General features: G+C 72.1%; 15 protein-coding genes and 1 riboswitch. Of the genes, 5 read left to right on the forward strand and 10 right to left on the reverse strand.

Features of this window, described 5'->3' with window-relative positions; all coding sequences use genetic code 11:
* Window positions 1-29: 29 nt before the first annotated feature.
* Entirely contained in the window at window positions 30-938 is a 909-nt protein-coding gene (locus tag AB0881_RS19685) for an endonuclease/exonuclease/phosphatase family protein (protein ID WP_366618460.1), read from the reverse strand.
* Window positions 939-1,078: 140 nt separating this feature from the next.
* The gene (tuf, locus tag AB0881_RS19690) at window positions 1,079-2,263 is read right to left on the reverse strand and encodes an elongation factor Tu (protein ID WP_366618462.1); all 1,185 of its coding nucleotides are present in this window, start codon (window positions 2,261-2,263) and stop codon (window positions 1,079-1,081) included.
* 321 nt (window positions 2,264-2,584) lie between these two features.
* Between tuf and AB0881_RS19695 the strand changes: the two genes are divergently transcribed.
* Together AB0881_RS19695 and AB0881_RS19700 are read left to right on the forward strand one after the other, a co-directional pair.
* Entirely contained in the window at window positions 2,585-3,334 is a 750-nt protein-coding gene (locus AB0881_RS19695; protein ID WP_366618464.1) for a hypothetical protein, read from the forward strand.
* Between the two features lie 76 nt (window positions 3,335-3,410).
* A complete protein-coding gene (locus AB0881_RS19700; RefSeq protein WP_366618466.1) occupies window positions 3,411-3,854 on the forward strand; it encodes a nitroreductase/quinone reductase family protein in 444 nt (147 codons plus the stop codon).
* On the opposite strand, the gene AB0881_RS19705 is transcribed toward AB0881_RS19700, so the two are convergent.
* Complete coding sequence (locus AB0881_RS19705; RefSeq protein WP_366618468.1) at window positions 3,826-4,968, reverse strand: MFS transporter; 1,143 nt, start codon at window positions 4,966-4,968, stop codon at window positions 3,826-3,828. The genes AB0881_RS19700 and AB0881_RS19705 overlap by 29 nt on opposite strands.
* A gap of 95 nt (window positions 4,969-5,063) precedes the next feature.
* Here AB0881_RS19705 and AB0881_RS19710 point away from each other — a divergent pair, with 95 nt between their 5' ends.
* Window positions 5,064-6,254 (forward strand): arginine deiminase, encoded by a 1,191-nt coding sequence (locus AB0881_RS19710; protein WP_366618654.1) that lies wholly within the window; start codon window positions 5,064-5,066, stop codon window positions 6,252-6,254.
* A 340-nt stretch (window positions 6,255-6,594) separates the two neighbouring features.
* On the opposite strand, the gene AB0881_RS19715 is transcribed toward AB0881_RS19710, so the two are convergent.
* The 4 genes from AB0881_RS19715 to AB0881_RS19730 all read right to left on the reverse strand — a co-directional run bounded on the left by AB0881_RS19715 (window position 6,595) and on the right by AB0881_RS19730 (window position 11,252).
* The gene (locus tag AB0881_RS19715; RefSeq protein ID WP_366618470.1) at window positions 6,595-7,098 is read right to left on the reverse strand and encodes an ATP-binding protein; all 504 of its coding nucleotides are present in this window, start codon (window positions 7,096-7,098) and stop codon (window positions 6,595-6,597) included.
* Between the two features lie 315 nt (window positions 7,099-7,413).
* Entirely contained in the window at window positions 7,414-9,276 is a 1,863-nt protein-coding gene (locus AB0881_RS19720) for a PAS domain-containing protein (RefSeq protein WP_366618656.1), read from the reverse strand.
* A gap of 123 nt (window positions 9,277-9,399) precedes the next feature.
* Entirely contained in the window at window positions 9,400-10,788 is a 1,389-nt protein-coding gene (locus AB0881_RS19725) for a cytosine permease (protein WP_366618472.1), read from the reverse strand.
* A riboswitch (TPP riboswitch) is annotated at window positions 10,782-10,900 on the reverse strand. (Overlaps the previous gene by 7 nt.)
* A gap of 19 nt (window positions 10,901-10,919) precedes the next feature.
* Window positions 10,920-11,252, reverse strand: a complete 333-nt coding sequence (locus AB0881_RS19730; RefSeq protein WP_366618658.1) for a rhodanese-like domain-containing protein — start codon at window positions 11,250-11,252, stop codon at window positions 10,920-10,922.
* Between the two features lie 91 nt (window positions 11,253-11,343).
* On the opposite strand from AB0881_RS19730, the gene AB0881_RS19735 reads away from it, so the two are divergent.
* The gene (locus AB0881_RS19735) at window positions 11,344-11,757 is read left to right on the forward strand and encodes an SSI family serine proteinase inhibitor (protein WP_366618474.1); all 414 of its coding nucleotides are present in this window, start codon (window positions 11,344-11,346) and stop codon (window positions 11,755-11,757) included.
* Here the strand turns inward: AB0881_RS19735 and AB0881_RS19740 are convergent, their stop codons facing one another.
* On the reverse strand, window positions 11,758-12,621 hold the full coding sequence (locus AB0881_RS19740) for a DNA-formamidopyrimidine glycosylase family protein (RefSeq protein ID WP_366618476.1): 864 nt from the start codon (window positions 12,619-12,621) through the stop codon (window positions 11,758-11,760).
* A 145-nt stretch (window positions 12,622-12,766) separates the two neighbouring features.
* On the opposite strand from AB0881_RS19740, the gene AB0881_RS19745 reads away from it, so the two are divergent.
* Entirely contained in the window at window positions 12,767-13,114 is a 348-nt protein-coding gene (locus AB0881_RS19745) for a DoxX family protein (protein ID WP_366618478.1), read from the forward strand.
* 10 nt (window positions 13,115-13,124) lie between these two features.
* On the opposite strand, the gene AB0881_RS19750 is transcribed toward AB0881_RS19745, so the two are convergent.
* Window positions 13,125-13,550, reverse strand: coding sequence for a MerR family transcriptional regulator (locus AB0881_RS19750; protein ID WP_366618480.1), 426 nt, complete (start codon window positions 13,548-13,550; stop codon window positions 13,125-13,127).
* Window positions 13,551-13,638: 88 nt separating this feature from the next.
* Complete coding sequence (locus tag AB0881_RS19755) at window positions 13,639-15,261, reverse strand: ABC-F family ATP-binding cassette domain-containing protein (RefSeq protein ID WP_366618482.1); 1,623 nt, start codon at window positions 15,259-15,261, stop codon at window positions 13,639-13,641.
* Between the last annotated feature and the right edge of the window lie 507 nt (window positions 15,262-15,768).

A 15,768-nucleotide genomic window follows, 5' to 3' on the forward strand; every position in this document is an offset into this window, starting at 1 on the left:
CGGACGTCCGGCACGCCGCGGGCGCCGGGTCAGCGGAACCGCACGGCGGCGGCCAGCGGCCGGTGGTCGGAGGCCGCGACGGGCGCCGAGGAGACGCCGCAGGACGCGCCCGCCTCCTTGGAGATGAACAGGTAGCTGGTCTTGGCGACGGCGGTGCCGCCCGGGCCCTGCTGGGTCAGCGCGCCGGTACGGGACTCGCCCGGCCCCTGGTCGCACTCGGCGAAGTCGCGGTAGAGGGGGTCGAGGGCGGGGGACTCGGGCCGTTCGGTGAAGTCGCCACCGACGATCACGCGGCTCTCCTCGGCGAACCCGGCCAGCTCGCCGATCTGCTTGCCGCGCCAGGCGCCGCCCGGGTCGTCGTCCGGCTGCGCCGAGCTCAGCTGGACGCTGCACAGCCGCGTCTGCCAGGCGGCCACCGTCCCGCAGACGGCGGAGCGGCCGTGCCGGTCCGGCGAGGGCAGCCTCTTCTCCTCGATCTCGGACAGGGCGGACTCGGCACCGACGGCCACGCCGTACTCGCCCTGGCCGTTGGCGCAGGTCCGCTTCGCGCCGCCCGAACGCATCGGGGCGAACGTCCAGCTCCACGACCGGAGAGCGCCGCTCTTGCGCAGCGTGTCGACGTGCCCGGAGCAGACCTCCTGGAGCAGGACCGCGTTCATCCGGACCCGGCGGCCGCCGACCTCGTTGCTCGCCGTCCGCTGCGAGATCTCCTTGACCAGCTCGTCGGGCCGCGTACCGAGCGGGCAGCCGGTGTCGCCGCAGACGTTCCAGGTCATCGCGTTGACCGTGGCGGGCGGGACCTCCTCGGCGGCGTCGGCCAGGGCGGGGCCGCGGGCGTCGGGGTCCAGCTCGATGGCGGCGCCTGCGCCGGCGGTGGCGACCACCGCGGCGGCGCCGCAGACGGCGAGGAGGGGGATCAGGGCGCGCGGGGCTCGCACTCGTTCTCCAGGATGAAAGTGGAACAGCGGGGGAATCAGCGGAATCCCACCACAACAAGATCCACTTCGCCACGTGAACACCCGAAGTACTCGGTAGTTTCCCAGAAAGGGCCCGGCGGGACATCCCGCCGGGCCCTTCCCTAGTCGAGCAGGCCGGTGACCGTGCCGGCGCCGACCGTGCGGCCGCCCTCACGGATCGCGAAGCCGAGCCCCTCGGCCATCGCGACCGGCTTGCCGAGCTCGACCGCCATCTCGACGGTGTCGCCCGGCAGCGCCATCTCGCGCTCGCCGCCGAGGTCCACCGCGCCCGGCACGTCGGTCGTGCGGAAGTGGAACTGCGGCCGGTAGCCGTGGAAGAACGGCCTGCTCCGGCCGCCCTCCGCCGCGGTCAGCACCCGGACCCGCGCCCGGAACCGCGCGTGCGGCCGGATGCTGCCCGGGGCGCTGATCACCTGGCCGCGCCGGATCTGGTCCCGCTTGACGCCGCGCAGCAGCATCGCGGTGTTGTCCCCGGCCTCGGCGTGGTCCATCGTCTGCCCGAACGTCTCCAGCCCCGTCGCCACGGAGCCGAACGTGTCGCCGAGCCCGACGACCTCGACGGCGTCCCCGACCCGGATCGAGCCCTGCGCCACCACGCCGGTCACGACCGTGCCGCGCCCGGTGATGGTGAGCACGTTCTCGACCGGCATCAGGAACGGCCCCGCGACGAGCCGCTCCGGCACCGGCACGTACGCGTCGACCGCGTCGAGCAGGTCGCCGATCCGGGCCGTCCAGTACGGGTCGCCCTCCAGCGCCTTGAGCCCCGACACCCGGACGACCGGTATCTCGTCGCCGGGGAACCCGTACTCGGAGAGCAGCTCCCGGACCTCCAGCTCGATCAGGTCGAGGATCTCCGCGTCCTCCACCGCGTCCGCCTTGTTGATCGCGACGACGATGTGCCGCACGCCGACCTGCCTGGCGAGCACGATGTGCTCGCGCGTCTGCGGCATCGCGCCGTCCAGCGCCGAGATCACCAGGATCGCCCCGTCCACCTGGGCCGCCCCCGTGATCATGTTCTTCACGTAGTCGGCGTGGCCGGGCATGTCGACATGGGCGTAGTGCCTGGTCGCGGTCTCGTAGTGCACGTGCGCGATGTTGATGGTGATCCCGCGGTCCCGCTCCTCGGGGGCGCGGTCGATCCCCTCGAACGGCACGGCGGCCGCCAGCCCGCGCTCGGCGAGCACCTTGGTGATCGCCGCGGTGAGCGTGGTCTTGCCGTGGTCGACGTGCCCCATCGTGCCGATGTTGAGATGCGGCTTGCCGCGCTCGAACAGCTGCTTGGCCATGATGTGTCCTCACTAGGGTCCGTACGGAACGTGAGAACCCCCCGCGGGTATTCCGCGGGTCTCTGGACCACCCCCCTCCGCTGGTTCTCCGGAGACGGGACGGAGAGGGGTCAGCTTCGCGCGCCGCCGGTGGCGGTCGCGTCCGCTGCCTCGAGGAAGGCAGCCGGCACCGCGCTCAGCAGAGCGAACTCTGCGAGCGTCCGGGTGCCGGCTGCGAGGAACATGCCCCGAGAGTACGAACCGGATCACCGGAAGTCGACCGATTTATTCGGGAACCGGCCGTGGCGCCGTCCCGTCCAACGCGCCATGCGCCGCGCGGTCATGTCCGGAGCCATCGCGATCTTCCTGCTGACCGGCCTCCTCGGCCTCGGCCACCACCACCTGTGGTGGACCCCGGACGCCCCCCGCGATCCGGACGCGCTCGTCCTGCGCTTCCACTTCGTGCCCGGCATGGCCAGGTCCCCCGCGCACCTGCCCGCCCCCCAGATCTCCCTGTACGGAGACGGCCGCCTCATCACCACGAAGACCGATCTCTCCCAGCGCCCGCCCCGCGGGGTCACCCGCGACCAGTACCTCACCCGCGCCGCGTACGAGAGGTTCCACCGCGACGCCCGCGTCGCCGGCCTCGCCACCGCCCGCGAGCACGATCCGGACGAGCAGGTCCTGGACGGCGGCTCGACGGTCGTCACCCTCCTCGCCGGCGGCCGGCACCGTACGACGAAGATCAGCGCCGGTGCCGGCGGCCCGCGCGTCCACCTGATCGACCGCCTCGCCGACCGGCTCCGCGCCGTCCCCCGCGAGGACCTGACCCGCCCCACGGCCACGTACCGCCCGGAACGGATCGCGGCCGTCACGACCCGCGTCTCCCACCCCGACGGCCAGGTCCGCCCCTGGCCCCTGAGCCCCCTCAAGGAGCCCTGCACCCTCCTCACCGGCCAGGACGCGCAGAGGATCGCCGAAGTGAGCACCCCGCCGTACACCACCTGGCAGAGCGGTCCGCACCACTACTCGATCTTCATCCGCCCACTACTCCCCGACGAGAAGACCTGCCCCGGCCGCGCATCCCCGTGACCCCGCACGGGCGAAACGGCCGACTCCAGGGCTCCCGTCCCGTGACAGACACCATCGAACGGCTTACGGTGGTGTCATGCTTCCTGATCTCAAAGACGAACGGGCCGTCCGGGCCGAGGAGCGACTGCGCGGGAACACGGTGGTCTGGTTGACGACCGTCACTTCGGACGGGCGACCGCAGACGTCACCGGTCGGGTACGTGTGGGACGGGTCCACGTTCCTGATCATCAGCGCCCCCGCGGCCCCCAAGGTCCGCAACCTGCGCGGCAATCCCCGGGTCGCGCTGCACCTCGACCTCGACACGGCCGACGAGCAGCACAGCGTCCTCACCATCGAGGGCGTCGCCGAACTCGATCCCGCGCCGCCCGGCGGCCGCGCACCGCTGACCGAGGACGAGGTGTCCGCCTACCTGGACAAGCACCTGGACGCGATGAACGGCGCGGGCATGACGCCCGACGAGGCGTTCACCGAGCTCTCCACCGCGATCCGGGTCAAACCCACCCGCGTCCGGTCCTACTGAAGAGGGTCAGCAGGCCGGCCAGGGCGCCGATCAACTGGCAGGCGGCGATGGCCAGCAGCAGCCCCACGGGCCCGATCTCGTCCGCGAACACGCCGGTCAGCGCGGCGCCGACCGCCGAGCCGCCGATCTTGAGGCTGCCGCCGGTGGTGTTGACCTGGCCGAGCCGGTCCGGCGGCGACTCCCGCTGCCGGAGCATCAGCGTGGCGGTGAAGACGGGCCCCTCCACGATCCCGACCAGCAGGAAGCACGCCAGCGCCCACGGCAGCGAGGGCGCCAGGCACACGAGCGCGACCGAGCCGCCGAACGCGACCAGCCCGCCGAACACGACCCGTTCCGCGAAACGGGCCTTCAGCCACCGGGACGAGGCGAGCGAGCCGATCAGGGACCCGACCGCGAACGCGACCAGCAGCCGCCCGCCCGCGCTCGCGTCGGCGCCGATGTGCTCCGCGAACAGCACGGCGGTGACGGCGACCCCGCCGAACCCCAGCCAGCCGAACGTCGTCGCCACGGTCAGCGCCCGCAGCACGCGGTTGGCGGCCAGCACGTGCAGCCCACCGACCACCACATCGCGCAAGCCGGTCCGCTCCGGCTCGTTTCCCGGCCCCGGAAGCCGGAGCAGAGCCAGTACGACCGCGCCCGCCCCTGCCGCCGCGACGATCGCGGCTCCGGAAAGAGAACCCCCCGCGTACGCGGCGATCGCGGCGGCCAGCCCAGGCCCGGCGATCGCGGCGACGCTGTAGCTCGAAGCCTCCAGCCCGTACGCGCGGGTGAGCCGCTCGGCCGGAACGAAGCGCGGCAGCATGCTGGTCAGCGCCACCACGATCGGCTCCGTGCACCCCACGACCGCCGCCACCATCAGAGCCAGGATCAGCGGCGAACGCCCCGCGACCAGGAACAGCACCACGGTCGCCACCGCGTACCCGGCGGCCAGCAGCAGAGCGGGCACCCGAGGCCGTGCCGCACGATCGAGCAGATGGCCGATCACCGGCCCGCTCAGCACGTACGGCAAGGTCAGCGCGGTTTGCAGGAACCCGGCGTCCGCCGCCCGTCCCGTACGGGCCTGGACGGTCAGCACGAGCGCGGTGGCCGCACCCTCGGCAGAAATCCGTAACAACGTGGCGGAGGCAAGATGAACCGGCAGCCTTTCGGGCATGGCACAGCCTAGATCACCCTGCTCAACGGCGACTTAGACTGGCGGTTGTGACGGAGATGACGGCTCACGAGCACCTGGTCACCAGCGAGGTCGGCCGGCTGCGCACCGTACTGCTGCACCGTCCCGGCGCGGAGCTCAAGCGGCTCACCCCGCGCAACAGCGACAAGCTCCTGTTCGACGCCATCCCGTGGGTGGGCCGGGCGCAGGAGGAGCACGACGCGTTCGCCCAGGCGCTGCGCGACCGGGGCGTCGAGGTCCTCTACGTGACGGAGCTGCTCCAGGAGGCCCTGGAGTACGGGGAGGCGCGCCAGGCCGCGATCGCCGGGGTGACCTGCGACGGCCGCTGGGGGGACCAGCTGCGCCGCGTCGTGCGGGACTACCTGGAGGACCTCGACCCCGAGATCCTGGCCCACGTACTGATCGCGGGCCTGGCCCACGAGGAGCTGAAGGGCGCCCACGGCCTCGTCTACCGCCTCATGGACCGCCTCGACTTCATCATCGACCCGCTCCCGGGCCTGCTGTTCACCCGCGACAACAGCGCCTGGATCGGCGACCGCGTCGCGGTGACCAGCCTCGCCATGGACGCCCGCCGCCGCGAGGCGGAGCTCACCGGCCTGATCTACGCCCACCACCCGCGCTTCGCCGGCACCGAACCGATCTACGACCCGTCCCTGGAGCACGTGGAGGGCGGCGACATCCTCCTGCTGTCCCCCGGCGTCCTGGCCGTCGGAACGGGCGAACGCACCACCCCCGCCGGCGTGGAGCGCCTCGCCCGCCGCGTCTTCGACGCCGGACTCGCGCACACCGTCCTGGCCGTGCCGATCGCCCAGGAACGCGCGACCATGCACCTCGACACCGTCTGCACCATGGTCGACGTCGACACGGTCGTGATGTACCCGCCCGTCGCGTACTCCCTCACCGCGTACAAAGTCACCGCCGAGAACGGCGACCTGCGCGTACACGGCCCGCGCCCGTTCCTGGAGGCCGCCGCCGACGCGATGGGCCTGGACCGCCTCAAGGTCATCGACACCGGCCTGGACCCGGTCACCGCCGAACGCGAACAGTGGGACGACGGCAACAACACCCTGGCCATAGCCCCCCGCCTGGCCGTCGCCTACGAACGCAACATAGAGACCAACGCCCAGCTAGAGGCCGCGGGCATCGAGGTGATCCGCATTACAGGCAGCGAACTGGGCACCGGCCGAGGAGGCCCCCGCTGCATGTCCTGTCCTCTACTAAGGGCGTAATGGGCACAACCGACGACACTGCTCCCGCAGGAGCCTTTCCGCCGACCTCAGGCGGCCTGCTGAGGTTGCGGGGACCGGAGGCGTTGCGATCGCGTCCGAAGGCCAGATTCGAGCGCAAGCGAGAATCTGATCGCGCAGCGAGCCGTCAAGGCGAGACGGAGCGATGCAGCGATCGCCGCTTTTGCCCGCCGAAGGAGGGCGTCCAACGCCCGACGCCAAGGGCAAAAAATCAAAAGTTGGCGCTCGGGCGGTGTCGACGGGGGCACGACAGCGCCCGAGCTTGAAGAGGACCATACATGGGGATGAACGGTGCGCGACAGGCGGGGTCCGGACTTGGCCGTTAAGCCGGATATGCCCTGGTGGACGGGGTGGGTTCGCGCCAGTCGTCGGTGAGGTCGCCGAAGTCGGCGAAGCGGGCCAGGACGTCGGACGGGGATTCCTCGGCGCCGGCCTTGGGGGCGCGGAGGACGGCCCAGACGGTGGTGGAGTCGCCGTCGTGGCGGACGCCCCAGCCTTCGGCGAGGGCCTCGACGATGCCGAGGCCGCGGCCGCCGAGCGAGGAGAGGGTGCCGGGGCCGCGTCGGGGTTCGGTCATGGCGCCGCCGTCGCTGACGGCGAGTTCGAGGCGGTCGCCGTCACGGGTCCAGGTGAGGCGGATCTGCCCGGACGGCAGCGGGCGCGCGTGGCGCAGCGCGTTGCTGAGGAGTTCGCTGACGATGACGCTGGCGTCGTCGACGATGCCCTCGAAGACGCCCGAGGCGACCAGGTCGGCGCTCAGGCGCCTGCGGGCGACCGCGACGCTGGACGGCGCGTGTGGCAGCAGTACGACGCTCGACGCCCTCACCTCCCGCGAACCTGTGGCCTGCTGGTACGACCGAAATGCCCGAATGTGGCCATCCAGAAACCTTGGCGCAACACCCTGTCCCCCGCTCAACGAGCGACTGACCCTCCGGTCACGGCCACCATCGCCCGTGCGGAACGAGCCTCGCGGGCTCCTCCCCGACCGCGAACATCTAGGGATCTATCCAGCCAACGGCGGATTACTCCTCACGCGTACGTTTCGTCCGTCACACTGGCGCAGCCGGAACGTTCCAGTGGCGCGGCCTCACGCAATGATCACGTTTTGGATCCGCAGGTCACGGCCGGTGTACGGGCGATCTCAGTCGGCGACCCTGAGACGCAGGCACATCCGGGTGCCGGTACGGGCGCCGTCCGTCCGGGCGGGATGCGCGGAGATCCGGCCGCCCTGCGCCTCTGTGAGGCGTTTCACAATGTAGAGACCGAGTCCGATGCCGCCGAAACGGCGCCGGTCCCCGGCCTCCCCCTGCACGAACCGCTCGAAGATCCGGTCATGGTCGCCGGGCGCGATCCCGATCCCCTCGTCCGCCACCGTGATCTCGAGCTCGCCGCCCTCGCAGCGGGCCCGGACGCGGACCTCGCCGCCGTCCGGGGAGTACTTGAACGCGTTCTCCAGCAGCTGCCCCAGCACGATGTCGGTGGCCAGCGCGTCCCCGCGGGCCGGCGGCAGGCCGGGCTCGATCTCCAGCTCGACGCGGTGCAGGTCCGACAGCGAGCGGAACCCCGCGACCACGCCCTCCAGCACCTTGACCAGGTCGAACGTCTCGATCGTGACGGCCAGCTCGTCGGCCCCGGCACGGGCGCCGCGCAGCAGGTGCTCGACCAGCCGGCCGAGCGACTGGGCGCGTTCGGCGATCGTCGCGACCGCGGCCCGCCGGTCGGCGTCGGCCAGCTCGTCCCACCGGTTGGTCAGCGTGCTGGCGAACCCCTGGACGACCGTCACCGGCGTCCGCAGCTCGTGGCTGGTCGTGGCGAGGAAGAGGTCCTTGGCCTCCTCCAGCGCCTTGGCCTCGGTCACGTCGCGGAAGTCGACCACCAGCTCGTCGGTCTCCTCGATCTCCGCGACCAGCACGTTCAGCCAGACGCCCGTCTCCAGCGGGATGGTGAGCATCTCGCCGAGCGCGGGCAGCTCGAACGGCAGCGGCCGGCCCACCGCCTCGTCGGGCGGGATCCCCGTCAGGGCGGACGCGGCCGGGTTCCACTGCCGGACGAGGCCGTCGCGGTCGAGCACCGCGATACCGTCCGCGCTGGAGTCGATCACCGCCCGCTCGTGCGCCCGCTGCCGGACGACCTCGGCGTACGCGACGGCGTTGCCCACCGCGACCCCGGCGTGCCCGGCCAGCAGCTCCAGCAGCTCCAGCTCGGTGTGGCCGATCCTGCGGCCGGAGAACAGGGCGTACAGGGCGCCGTACGGCTTGTTCTGCAGGAACGAGAGCCCGAGCGCGACCGTGTGCAGGCCGTCCAGCTCGGACCAGATCAGGTCGTCGAGCCGGCGCGCGCCGGTGGCCAGCTTGACCGTCTTGCCGGATCTCATCAGCTCGCCGACCAGGCTGGACCGCAGGTCGGCGGTGGTGCCCAGCATGCGCTCGGGCAGCCCGGACACGTTCACCAGCCGCAGCCGGTCGCCCTCGATCCGGACGAACCCGCCCGCGTCCGCGCCGGTCAGCTCGATCAGCGCGGCGGTGATCCGGTCGAGCACGACGCCCAGGTCGAGCTCGGCGTTCAGGTCGGCGACGATGTCGTTCAGGCGGCGCACCAGCCGGGCCCGCTCGGCCATGTGGTGCTGCGCGACCTCGTCCTCCTCGACCGGGTGGTAGACCCCGACCCAGCCGAGCGGCTCGCCGTCGCGCGACTGGAGCAGGCTGTTGTCGATCCGCACGTCGATCAGCCGCCCGTCGCGGTGGAACCGGCGGGTGGCGATCGAGATCTGGCCGCCCTCGCCGGTGCGCCGGGTCAGCAGCCGCTCCTGGACGGCGTTGTGCTCGGCCTTGAGCTCGTCCGGAACGATCGGCAGCACCCGCCCGAGCAGCTCGTCGGCGCGCCAGCCGAACATCCGCTCGGCCGCCGGGTTCCACACCGTGACCCGCAGACCGTCGTCGACGGCCACGATCGCGTCCGCGGCGCATTCGATGACGGCACGGGCGATCGGGTCGTGAACGTCCATCCGCACGCCTGTCATCGTGCCACCGAGCCCTGGGCCGCCGCCGGGCAACCACCGTGGAAAAGTTCCCACGATAGGGGTCCCTTTACCGGAAGAACACCACGTCAGCGCCAGGAAACCGGCGTGTCACCCCGCGTCACGCGGCGAACGGCGGCCGGCGCCGAGCCGTCCGATCGCCACCGCGGCCAGCCCGGCGATCAGGAACGACAGCAGCGAGGCGCTCATCCAGCCCTGCGGGGTGAAGCCGATCAGGCCCTGCACGTCCCGCCAGAACGCCGCCCACCGGCTCACCGCGCCCGGGTAGATCAGCTGGTACGCGACGAACCCGACCGCCCAGGCGGCGATCATGCCCCAGCGGGCGGGGGCCCGGCGGGAGACGTCCCAGCCGAGCCCGGACACGTCCGCCCTGCCGATCGCGGCCCGCCAGCGGCCCCGGCCGAGGAAGAAGTCGGCGGCCAGCACGCCCAGCATCGGCACGAACACCGACCCGATCAGCGACAGGAACGCGGCGTAGTCCCCGATGTCCAGCAGCAGCGCCAGCCCGGTGATCCCGGCGCCGAGCGCGACCGTCAGGACCCTGCGGTCGGCGCGCGGCACGAGGTTCTGGATCGAGACGGCGGTGGAGTAGACGTTCGCGAACGACTGGTCCGCCTCCCGCAGCACGAACACCGCGAAGAACAGCACCCCGAGCGTCACGCCCAGGAACGGGTCGAACACCTTCCCGGAATCGCCCGCGACCAGGGCCAGCGCCAGCAGCCCCAGCACGTACGCGATGATCTGCGTCACCGAGTAGCCGACGGCCGCGGCCCCGAAGGCGCCCTTGGCGGAGCGCGCGTGCCGCGTGTAGTCGGCCGCCACCGGCACCCACGAGATCGACACCGCGAGCGCCGCGTCCGCGCCGATCCAGAACCCGCCCCAGGAGCCCTCGGTCAGGTCGGGCAGCGGCTCGCGCAGCAGCTGGACGTAGAAGTAGACCAGCGCGATCATCACGGCGGCCGTCACGTACCGGCGCAGCATCCGCACCGAGCCCAGCGGCCAGATCGTCAGCGCGGTCGTCAGCGCCCCGGCGGCGACCACGTACGCCCAGCGCGGGATCCCGTCCCACAGCGCGGTCGCCGCGTCCGCGATCACGATCAGCTCGAACGTGCCCCAGCCGATCAGCTGCGCGATGTTGAGGACGGTCGGCACGTACGACAGCCGCGCCCCGAACAGCCCGCGCAGCAGCACCATCGCCGGCTGCCCCGTCCGCGCGCCGGGCGCCGCCGCCAGGCCGAGCATCAGCCCGCCGAGCGCGGTCCCGACCGCCATGGCCACGATCCCGGCCATGATCGAGAGCGTCGGCGTCCCGTTCTCGTCGGGGGCGAGCACGGTGTACGCGCCGGAGAAGGCGAAGAGGCTGACCCCGAGGTTGGCCCAGAAGGCGCTCTGGTCCCAGAAGCCCAGCACCTTCGGCGCCGGTTCGAGAAGCGTGAACGGGACCTCTTCACGAGGGCGTGACTGGACATCGGACGTCACGGGACGCACACTCCCTACGCCGGCATTACCCGGACAGGTTCATGCGGTCGGCGGCGCCGCGTTCAAGCCGCCCTCTCAGCCCGGCATGGCCCGAGCTCCCGCGGTCAATCGGTCAAAACCGATCATAACCCTCAGGCGACGTAGGGTTCGGTCCCCGTGTCGGTCTCCATCGGGCGGCCGCTCTCCACCCAGCGCTTCATGCCCCCGTCGACGTTCTTCGCCAGCCAGCCGGCCTGGTTGAGCGCCACCGTCACCTGCGCCGAGCGCACGCCCGACCGGCAGACCACGAAGACCTCCTGGTCGCGCGGGACCTCACCGGCCCGGTCGCTGAGCCGCCCCATCGGAATGTGCACCGCCCCGGGCGCGTGCCCCGCGTCCCACTCGTCCTGCTCCCGCACATCCAGCAGGTACGCGTCCTGCGGAACGTCCTTCGCGTCAACCGCCGGGACGTCGTCCCCGAAAATCATCACACCTCCATGGAACCGCGCGGACCCCGCCCGCGTCGAATCACGCATGCGGTATCGGACGCTCCTTTTCACGACGCCCGGCCTAGCCATGATCCTGTCATTGGCGGCCTGCGGCGAGGAACAGGCCCAGACCCCTTCCGCGGACAAGCCCTCCGCCACCACCTCCGTCCAGCCCTCCGGCAAGGACAGCCTGACGATCGAGGTCAAGGCCTCGGCCCAGGCGCCCGCCAAGAAATGGACCCTGACCTGCGATCCCGCGGGTGGCGACCACCCGAAGGCCGAGCAGGCCTGCACCGCCCTCGGCAAGGCCCAGGCCCCGTTCCAGCCCGTTCCGGAGAACCAGATGTGCACCAAGATCTACGGCGGTCCGGAGATCGCCACGGTCAAGGGCACCTGGAAGAACGAGCGGGTCAGCGCCAAGTTCACCCGCGACGACGGCTGCGAGCTCAACCGGTGGACCAAGGTCGCCCCGCTCTTCGGCGACGTTCCCAAGGTCCGCTGATCACTTAAGCAGCCGCGACATCCGCCGGTCCGCCAGGGGCTTGCCGCCCGTCTGGCAGGTCGGGCAATACTGCAGCGAGGAGTCGGCGAACGACACCTCCCTGATCGTGTCCCCGCACACCGGGCACGCCTGGCCCGTACGCCCGTGCACCCGCAGCCCGGACTTCTTCTCGCCCTTGAGGTCCTGCGCCGCGACGCCGCGGGCCCGCTCCACCGCGTCCGCGAGCGTGGCGCGGATCGCCTCGTACAGCTCCCCGATCTCCGCCTCGGTCAGCGATGACGCGATCTTGAACGGCGACATCCTCGCGACGTGCAGCACCTCGTCGGAGTAGGCGTTCCCGATCCCGGCGATCACCTTCTGGTCGCGCAGCAGCCCCTTGATCTGCGTCCGCCGCCCCTTGACGATCTCCGCGAGCGTCCCGGCGGTGAACGACTCCGCCAGCGGATCCGGCCCCAGCCCCGCCACCCCGGGCACCTCCTGGGGATCGCGGACGACGTAGACCGCGAGGCCCTTCTTGGTGCCCGCCTCCGTCAGGTCGAACCCGGCGCCGCCGTCCAGATGCACCCGCAGCGCCAGCGGATTCTTGCCGCCCGGCCGCGCCGGCCGCATCGGCATCTCCTCCCGCCACCGCAGCCATCCGGCCCGCGCCAGATGGATCACGAGATGCAGCCCGTCGACGTCCACGTCGAGGAACTTCCCGTACCGCTCGACCCCCGTGACGGTCAGCCCGCCCAGCGCCGTGACCGGCGGGTCGTACGTCTTCAGCGCCGAGATCGCGAGCACGTCGACCCGCGCGACCACGCTCCCGACCGCGTGCTCGCGCAGGAACCCGGCCAGCGACTCGACCTCAGGCAGTTCAGGCATGCCTCAAGTATCGGCGACGGGACCGACAGCCGAATCCCCCCAGCTCAACGCCCCTGCCAGAACTTTTTCGCGGCCGCCTGTCACACTCGTGCGCCGCGGCGGGTCGACCCGGTGAAGCACGCGAAACCGACGCGAGGAGCAGCACATGTCCACCGCCTACGTGATCGTCACCCTCCTGGCCGCCGCCATGGCCGGCTTCTCCGCCGGCTCGGTCTTCTTCCACGTCAAGTGGGTCGTGGAGCCCCTGGCCCAGTACGGCGTCCCGCGCTCCTGGTGGCCCTGGCTCGGCACCGCCAAGGCCGCCGGCGCCGCGGGCCTCGTCGCCGGGCTGTTCGTCCCGGCCATCGGCGTCGCCGCGGCGATCGGCCTGGTGCTCTACTTCACCGGGGCCGTGATCACCGTCCTGCGCGCGCGCTCGTTCGCCCACATCCCGGCGCCGCTGGTGTACGCGGCCCCCGTCATCGGCTCCCTCGCCCTGGCCATGACGGCCTGACGTGGCCGCGCTAGCCCCGCGCGCTCCAGAACGGGTCCTGCCCGTCATCGGCGAGCTGCGCCTCGTAGAGGGCCACCTTGTGCGCGACCAGGGCCGAGCACTGCCGCAGCTCCTCGATCCTGGCCTCCAGGCGCTCCTGGTGGCGGCGCAGGAGGGCGAGCCTGTCCCGGACGGTCCCGGCGCCGTCGCGCACCAGCGCCGCGTACTCGCGGATCAGGGTCACGGGCATGCCGGACGCGCGGAGCCGGGTGCACAGGTGGAGCCACTCCAGATCCCGCTCGTCGTAGACGCGGTGGCCTCCCACCCGCCGCACGGGCCCCACGAAGAGCCCGACGTCAACACCGTGGTGCTCCGCCCCCTCGGCCAGCCCGTCTGACCGGCGCCCGCGCGCCGATCTCCCAGAGGCCCCGCCCGGGGCCTCTGGGAGATCGGACATCGGCAGGGCGGCCGCGACCGTGTCGTGGCCGCGCCTGCCGAGTTCCGCTTCGAGCAGGTGCCGGTCGAAGGCGCTCCCGGCGGGCCGGTCAGAGGCGCAGCGCGGGCCAGGTCGCGGTGTCCCGTAGGAGCTGGCGGTCGTGGGTGGCCACGACCACGGCGGCGGTCGTTTCGCTCAGGGCCTGCGTCAGTTCCTCCACCAGGGTCATCGAGAGGTGGTTCGTCGGCTCGTCCAGGAGGACGACGTGGGGGCGGGCGGCCAGGAGGATCGCCAGGTCGAGGCGGCGCTGCTGGCCGATGGACAGCTCGTTCACCGGGCGGCGCGCGGCGGACGAGGGGAGCAGGCCGAGCTGGGCGAGGCCGAGCCGGTCCGACTCCTGGAGTTCGCCGGAGGAGACGAGGCGGTTCACGGCCGCGTCGTACACCTCGTGGGCGCGCCGGTCGGAGGGTTCGGGCGACTCCTGGGACAGGAGGCGGATCCGGGCGCCCCGCTTGCGGTGAACGGTCCCCGTGTCGGGTTCCAGCACGCCCGCCAGGACGGCGAGGAGGCTCGACTTGCCCGCGCCGTTCGCGCCGGTCACCACCAGGCGGTCGCCGGCGCCGAGCAGGATCGGGGACGGTGCGGCGAACCTGCCTTCGAGTGACACCCCCTCCGCGCGGAGCAGAGGGCCCGCCAGGGAGTTCCCCAGGGTGGGCGCCTGGAAGCGGAGGGGCGGTTCGGGGACGTCCAGGACGTGGGCTTCGAGCTGCTCCTGGCGGCGGTGCACGGCTCGTACGAGCGCGGGTGCCCGGGTCGCGCGCGTGTGCTTGCCGGTTCCCTTGTCGGGCCGCCAGCCGGTGGACAGGCGGTTCTGGGCGGCGCTGAGGTCCTGGGCGAGGCGGTGGCGCTCCGCCTGCTGGTCGCGGTACTCGGTCTCCCAGCGTTCCCGTTCGGCGCGATGCCCCTCCTGGTAGCCGGCGTACCCGCCGCCGTAGACGCGCGGGCGGCCGTCCCGGGTCGGGTCGAGGTCGAGTACGGCGGTGACGACGTCGGCCAGCAGGACGCGGTCGTGGCTGACCAGCACGGCGCCGCCCGGATGCTCCCGGAGCCGGGACGTGAGGTGGTCCAGGCCGGAGGCGTCGAGGTGGTTGGTGGGCTCGTCCAGCAGGAGCAGGTCGTGCCCGGCGCCGAGCAGGCAGGCCAGCCGGATCCGGTACCGCTGGCCGACCGACAGGCCCGCCAGCGGGCGGGTCCGGTCGTCGACCGCGTCCAGGGCGGCGAGGGAGATCTCGACGCGCCGGTCGGCGTCCCAGGCGTCGATGGACTCCGCGGCCGCCAGCGCCTCGGCGTAGTCCTGCTCGGCGCCCGGACGGCCTTCGGTGAGCGCCTGCGTCGCCGACTCGAAGTCGGCGAGCACGGCGCGTACCTGGGCGAGTTCGACGTCGATCAGGTCGCCGACGGTGCGGCCGGCGCCGGCGGGCATCTCCTGGTCGGCGACGCCGATGGTGCCGGCGCGGTGCACGGTCCCGGAGTCGGGGGCCAGCGTTCCGGCGAGGACCTGCAGCAACGTGCTCTTGCCGCGGCCGTTCTCGCCGACGACGCCGAGGCGCTGCCCGGGGGAGACGGTCAGGTCGACGCCGGTCAGTACGGGTCTGCCACCGCGGGCGACGTGCAGGCCGGTGGCGTTGAGATGGGCTCGCGAACGAGCGGGATCCACGATGACGGTGGACACGCTTCCTCCATGCGGGACTCACCGCGCCGGCACGGCGTCGTCGAGCGCGCGGCGGCGAGGGAATCCCGAAAGTCGAGAGATGACGGCGGAAGTGGAGGGCCGCGCGTCCCGGAGCCCTTGATCAGGGCTGCGACGGGACGGAGATCGGCGGCCTGGCCGTCTCTCTTAGAGGAAGAAGAGGTATTGCATGCTTCAAGCGTAACAGGATGGGGCGGGCGGGACGGAAGTCCTTTTCGCCCCGGGCGTCCCGGGGCGCGGCGGTGTCCAGTGGATCGTGAACGGCCGTCCGCAGGGGCTGGGCGGAGGGTTTCCACATCCCTGTGGAAAGCTGTGGATAACCCTGTGGGCAACGGGAGAAGAGGCCGGGTGTTCGGCACTTTCGCGGGACGGAAGGCCATATAACCGGACAAAACTCTATGAAGATCGTCCACGGGGGCCGTGCCGGGCATGTGGATAACTTCTCGGCAACGAAGGGCCGGAACGGGTCGCGCGCGGCGCCCCACGCGC

The sequence above is a fragment of the Spirillospora sp. NPDC029432 genome (assembly GCF_040703975.1).
Lineage (GTDB): Bacteria > Actinomycetota > Actinomycetes > Streptosporangiales > Streptosporangiaceae > Spirillospora.